General features: G+C 66.5%; 5 protein-coding genes. 1 reads left to right on the forward strand and 4 read right to left on the reverse strand.

What is annotated here, in order from left to right; genetic code table 11:
- On the forward strand, nucleotides 1–2,607 hold a 2,607-nt coding region (locus U9980_RS20040; protein WP_322769322.1), incomplete at its 5' end, for a type I restriction endonuclease subunit R.
- A gap of 140 nt (nucleotides 2,608–2,747) precedes the next feature.
- On the opposite strand, the gene U9980_RS20045 is transcribed toward U9980_RS20040, so the two are convergent.
- From U9980_RS20045 to U9980_RS20060, 4 genes are all read right to left on the reverse strand, one after another.
- Nucleotides 2,748–4,121, reverse strand: a complete 1,374-nt coding sequence (locus U9980_RS20045) for a hypothetical protein (RefSeq protein WP_322769323.1) — start codon at nucleotides 4,119–4,121, stop codon at nucleotides 2,748–2,750.
- The gene (locus U9980_RS20050; RefSeq protein WP_322769324.1) at nucleotides 4,118–4,660 is read right to left on the reverse strand and encodes a hypothetical protein; all 543 of its coding nucleotides are present in this window, start codon (nucleotides 4,658–4,660) and stop codon (nucleotides 4,118–4,120) included. Before U9980_RS20050 ends, U9980_RS20045 begins: the two co-directional genes overlap by 4 nt.
- A gap of 61 nt (nucleotides 4,661–4,721) precedes the next feature.
- Nucleotides 4,722–5,024, reverse strand: a complete 303-nt coding sequence (locus U9980_RS20055) for a hypothetical protein (protein ID WP_322769325.1) — start codon at nucleotides 5,022–5,024, stop codon at nucleotides 4,722–4,724.
- Between the two features lie 167 nt (nucleotides 5,025–5,191).
- Nucleotides 5,192–5,653 carry a hypothetical protein gene (locus tag U9980_RS20060; protein ID WP_322769326.1) on the reverse strand — a complete coding sequence of 154 codons (462 nt, stop codon included), beginning with the start codon at nucleotides 5,651–5,653 and terminating at the stop codon, nucleotides 5,192–5,194.
- Between the last annotated feature and the right edge of the window lie 264 nt (nucleotides 5,654–5,917).

Genomic DNA, 5,917 nt, shown 5'->3' on the forward strand with positions numbered 1-5,917 from the left:
AAGGACCGGCGTCCGGTCACGAACGGCCGGCCGGAGCCGTTGCTGTCGTTCGGGCATCGGGCGCTGGTGCACTTCGCGGTCTCCAACGACCTGGCGGCGATGACGACCAGGTTGGAGGGCGAGAAGACGCACTTCCTGCCGTTCAACATCGGCCACGACGGCGGGGCGGGGAACCCGCCTGGTGCCGAGGGTCGGTCGGCGACGGCGTACCTGTGGGAGCGGGTCTGGGGGAAGGACGCCTGGCTCAACATCATCGGGCGGCTGATGATCGTGGAGACCAGGGAGGAGTGGGACGTCGCGACGGGGACGTCGGTGCGGCGCACCAGCATGCTCTTCCCGCGGTTCCACCAGTGGGAGGCCGTGACGAACATCGTCGACGCCGTGCGCGAGGAGGGCGTCGGCCACAGGTACCTGATCGAGCACTCGGCCGGGTCGGGGAAGACGAACACGATCGCCTGGACCGCGCACCGGCTGGCGCGGCTGCACGTGAACGACGAGAAGGTCTTCGACTCGGTCATCGTGGTCGTGGACCGGACGGTGCTCGACGGGCAGCTCCAGGAGGCGATCCGGCAGATCGACGGGTCCGGCAAGATCGTGGCCACGATCAGCCCGGAGGACGTCCGCAAGGCTGGCGCGAAGTCGAAGTCCGGGCTGCTGGCCGTCGCGCTCAAGAACGGCGAGCTGATCATCGCGGTGACGGTGCAGACGTTCCCGTTCGCGATGGACGAGATCCAGGCGGACAAGGGGCTGAAGGGCAAGGAGTTCGCCGTCATCGCCGACGAGGCGCACTCGTCGCAGTCCGGCAGGATCTCCTCCCAGCTGAAGGCCGTGCTCACCGCCGAGGAGGTCAAGGACCTCGAGGACGGCGGCGAGGTCGCCTTGGAGTCGATCCTGGCGGCACGGATGAGCGAGCGGGCCGACTCGCCGAACATCTCCTACTTCGCGTTCACCGCGACCCCGAAGGCCAAGACGCTGGAGATGTTCGGGCGGAAGGGGCCGGACGGGAAGCCGGTCGAGTTCCACCAGTACTCGATGCGGCAGGCGATCGAGGAGGGGTACATCCTCGACGTACTGCGTGGCTACCAGTCGTACGACACCGCGCTGAAGATCGCCGGCAAGGCCACCGCCGACAGCGAAGTCGAGGAAGGCGCCGCGCGCAAGGGGCTGATGCGGTGGGTGAAGCTGCACCCGACCAACATCGGCCAGAAGGTCCAGATCATCGTCGAGCACTTCCACGCCAACGTCGCCCACCTGCTGGAGGGCAGGGCGAAGGCGATGGTCGTCACCGACTCGCGCAAGGCCGCGGTGAAGTACAAGAAGGCGATCGACGCCTACATCGCTCGCCGGGCCGCGGAGGATGCATCGTACAACTACCGCACCCTGGTCGCCTTCTCCGGGTCGGTGACGATGGGCGAGAACGAGGAGTGGATCTCGGAGTGGGGGCCGGCGCCGTCGACGGACGTCGAGTTCACCGAGACCAACCTCAACCCCGGCGCCGGCTCGGATCTGGCCGCGGCGTTCAAGGGCGAGACGTACAAGATCATGCTGGTCGCCAACAAGTTCCAGACCGGCTTCGACCAGCCGCTGCTCTCGGCGATGTACGTCGACAAGAAGCTCTCCGGGGTCACCGCCGTGCAGACGCTCTCACGGCTCAACCGCACCCACCGCACCGCGGGCGGGGAGATCAAGCGCAAGACATTCGTCCTCGACTTCGTGAACAAGCCCGACGACATCCGGGCCGCGTTCGAGCCGTACTTCACCAACGCGACCCTGGAGACCGAGACCGACCCGTACGTCGTCGCCCACCTCGCCGCCAAGCTCGCCCAGGCTGGAATCTACACCGCCGACCAGGTGCGGGACGTCGCCGAGTTGTGGGTGAAGCGGAAGGGCAACAACGCGCTCTCGGCCGCGATCGCTCCGGCGAAGCACGAGTTCGCGCGCCGCTACGCCGCCGCGATCGAGGCCGATGACAAGGTCACGCTCAGCACCCTCGACCTGTTCCGCCAGGACGTCTCCACCTACGTCCGGCTCTACGACTTCATGAGCCAGATCGTCGACTACGGCGACCCGCACATGGAGATGCTCTCCATCTTCCTGCGCCTCCTGGAGAAGGTCATCGCCGACTCCTCGTGGGCCGCCGAGGTCGACCTCTCCGATGTCGTCCTGGTCGGGGTCAAGCACGAGAAGCGGATCGCCGTCGACATCTCGCTGACCGGCGACGGGGAGCTCAAGGGAATCAGCGCTGCAGGAACCGGCACCCGCAAGGAGCCCAAGTACGTCGCGCTCCAGGTCGTTATCGACAAGATGAACGACCTCTTCGGCGCCGAGTCCTTCACCGAGTCCCAGATCCGCGAGTTCGTCAACGGCCTGGTCCAGCAACTCCTCGCCCACCCCGACCTCGTCAGGCAGACCCAGGTCAACTCGAAGAAGCAGTTCATGGACTCCGACGACTTCAAAGCCATCGTAACCGAGGCCGTCCTCGACAACCAGGAAGCCCACAACACCATGGCCGACTACTTCTTCAGCGATGGCCCTGGGATCAACGGCGTCATCCTTGCTCTCGCGGACGCCTTCTACGAGGTCGCCACTTCACGGGAGACTGACTGACAGAATGTCCGGCCGGGGGTGCTGTCATGCCTCGGGAAATCTCTGCCCTGGCGGGTATCGGCCGGCTGCTGAGTGAGCGTGCAGGCTCCCAGGGCAGAGTTCGACGCGGAGAAATCACCGGATTTCGGCGCAGCCTCTCCCTAATGTTGGTTGCGGAGCGGGGCGGATATTGCCACCACCGGGTCCGCAGCGGCAGCGAAGCGTAGATCTGTCGTCGTCAGGTCGTAAGTCAGCACGTCGAGGGCCGCGCCGCCGTGCAGTCCGCGGCACGCTTCGGCGATCGCTAGGCATGCCGCGACGACTCCGACGAACGGGACGCCGACAGCCTTGCCCGCGAGTTCGATAACGCCACATTTGTCACGGTGGCGCAAGAGATCGCTGAAGGCCCGGCCGGTGGGGACGGTGATCGCTGTCGGGCGGGAACGCCACGCTTCGATTTGGTCGCTGGTCTGAGCGCCGGGGAACCGGCGCAGGAGCATCGAAGAGAAGTCTGCCGGGGTGGCGCCGAGGCCGGCGTCGATAGCGAGATGCCAGTCGACGCTGGAGATGAGTAGTCGCGTGGGAAGATTGTCGACGCCGAGAAGTGCGACGTGTGCCTCGGTGGCGTCGGCGCGGAGGTGGCCGTCGAGGCGCCGCTCGATCATCCGGGGCTCAAATCCGGCCCTTGTCAGTGCCGCGTCGATCAGCCTCGTCTTCCGGACGCCGTCAGATGCCCGAGGGGTGAGGACACCGGTGCTGTGGTTGGCCGGCACGGTGCGATCGGTGTCCTGCAGGACTATGTCGATGCTCGACGGGTCGGCGTACGGCAGCCAGCTGATCACCCAGGCGTATGCCTGGCCTAGGTGGCCGAGTCCAACCAGCCACCAGGCGTGCGGCGCGTGGGCGAGGGCTGGGCCATGGTCGTCTGCGGGGGCATCAGAATTCCATAGGTTCAGCGTGACGGGTCGGAAGCCGCCGTCGTTGCCGGGTGCTGCGCGGACGGCGGCGAAGGCCTCGCTGATCCCGATGGCCCCGGCGGCGATCGCGGCCAGGACACAACCGTCGGTGCAGGTCTGGTCGTTCGGCATAGCGGGCGCTACACGAGCGACCCAGCCACTCCAGGAGACCCGGAGGACAGGGCGTCGGATGGTGGAAGCCGGCATTGCACTGTCGGCGCCGATGAGGACAGCGGGCCAGGACTCACCGACCGCGAGGTCGGCGCTCGGTGCCAGTTCCGCGCCTTCACGTTTGATCACCTCGGCGAGGGTCAGGTCGCGCTCGACCCTTGCGGAGATTGGCGAGTTGGGATCGGCGAGGACAACGTGAACCCGGCCGAACGCGCGCACACCGGTGAGCACCGCGGTGAGGAGAGCGGCCTGTCCGGCCGGTTCGGTGCATGCCTGCGTGCCGGCGCAGACAAGGACTCCGGTCGCGGCATGGGCGGCGAGCGCATCCTCGATGGTCGCCTGGGATTCGTCGTGGAGCCAGAGCAGCGCCGTGCGATGGACCTCGTCAGCGCGGAGCGGTTGAGTCATAGTGCCTTCTCGTGGACGAATCGGGGTCGGGCTCGACGCATGAATCCGCGGAGCCACTGGCGGACGCGCAGGAACTTTGTGCGGCCTGTGATCCGCAATATGGTGTGGACGTCCTCGGTGTAGTACGACCGCCACTCGCATGAGCCCGTGTGCACGTGAACGCCCAGATCGTTGACTTGGACGTCGCCCTGCGCAAAGCGGGGAGCGATGAAGGCGATGTGACCAGGCAGCGCCGACATGGGGTTGGCCGCATCGATTGAGCTTTGACCGACCCAACGGTGCGGATGGGTGTGGATGTCGCCGACGACTCGGACTCGATCGCGCCTACAGAGCGCGCTCAGCGCGGTGTAGCCGCTGGAATGGAAGGTAATTCCACCCGTGAGGCTGCCCGGATCAAGGTCGTCGTAGTAGGCGATGGCGGTGACGTCGACCCAGCCAGAGTCGGCGGCATCGTCGGTGGCGGTCGCGAGGAGGAACGCGCCGGATTCGCGGCGCCCGCCGCTGCGGTGGGCCAGTTCGGCAATCAAGGTGGTGAACATCGCCGTGGTCATCGTCAGGCCAGGCTGTCTCGAGGCCACGGGGTCCGGTGTCCGAGAAGAACTAGGGGACGATGGCGGATCGGAGTTCGTGGTACACCTGCTCCAGATAGAAGTTGATGCTTCGGCGGGGGGTCCAGACGCGATCAGGGTGCCGGGCGGGCCAGTCGGGATGGCCAGCAAGGCCGACGCGATCGCAGGCCATGTAGGGCGCGTTGGCGTTCCCGGCGGACCAGTCGAGGCGGAAAATCGTTGGTGCTGACCCGCCTGTAGGCCACCGCTCGGGCGGCAGCGGGGCGTCCCTGTCGAGATCCCATGGCTGGCCTGCCGGGGCCATGCCCGGATAGCCATCGACCAGGAGCCGCATGCCAACTTCTCGTCCATCACCCGCGGTAATGGCAACCGTCAGGTAAGGCCAGTCCAGCGCGACGAGCCGCCAGGAACCGGCGTCGACCCCGTTCTCGAACTGGCTCGACGCGAGATCGCGTTCGAGTCGCGTTCGGCATGGGTCGACGCCAGGGTCATCCTGTGCGGTCACCCCTGGGGCCGGACGATGGGCACGAGATCGAGAATCAGACCGCATTTGCCCTTCGGGACGAACGCTCCGATCGGGCTGCTCGTCGGCAGGTCCTCTGGGGAGCCAGGCAGCCGAAGCGTGAGGTCGGCTGACTCCGCACGGCCCAACCTGAATGCCCGGATCGCTTCCTCGCGCACCCTCGAGACCCGTGTCGACGGGAGGGCCTCGATCTTCCTTTCCGTACCGGTGTGGGACACGGTGACCGTGATCACCCGGCACGGGTGGACCAGCACATGCGCGGGCTCCGCGCCGAACAGGTCCTCGATGGTCAGCGCGATGTCGAGTTCCGCGTCGTCCCCCACCCGGTAGGCGCGCTCGTCAGCGCCTACGGTCACGAGCTCCGCCAGGTGGGTCGTGGGTGGGATGTCCGGATGCGTGACGGCATCGCGCTCACCGGCCGCGTACAGGTGCACACGCATGACTTCTCCTCTGCATCGCCAGGGACACCTCGTGGTGTCCCGTTGAGCAGCAACGGTACATGAGAAATCGCGTCATCGGTAAACATCGTTTGCCGAGATGATCGCTGGGATGCTTGTCTTCCTGTCCCAGTGGAGTCATAATGCAGTGTGCTGCTGACCGTCCCCGACGCCAGGCTGAAGGCACTGATCACTTCGTCTGCGGCGCTCATGCGGACGTGGCCGAGCAGCTACAAGGAAGCGATGATGTTGATCCACGCGCTCCGC

Origin of the sequence: Protofrankia sp. Cr1 (assembly GCF_963555865.1) — a bacterium.
GTDB lineage: Bacteria > Actinomycetota > Actinomycetes > Frankiales > Frankiaceae > Protofrankia.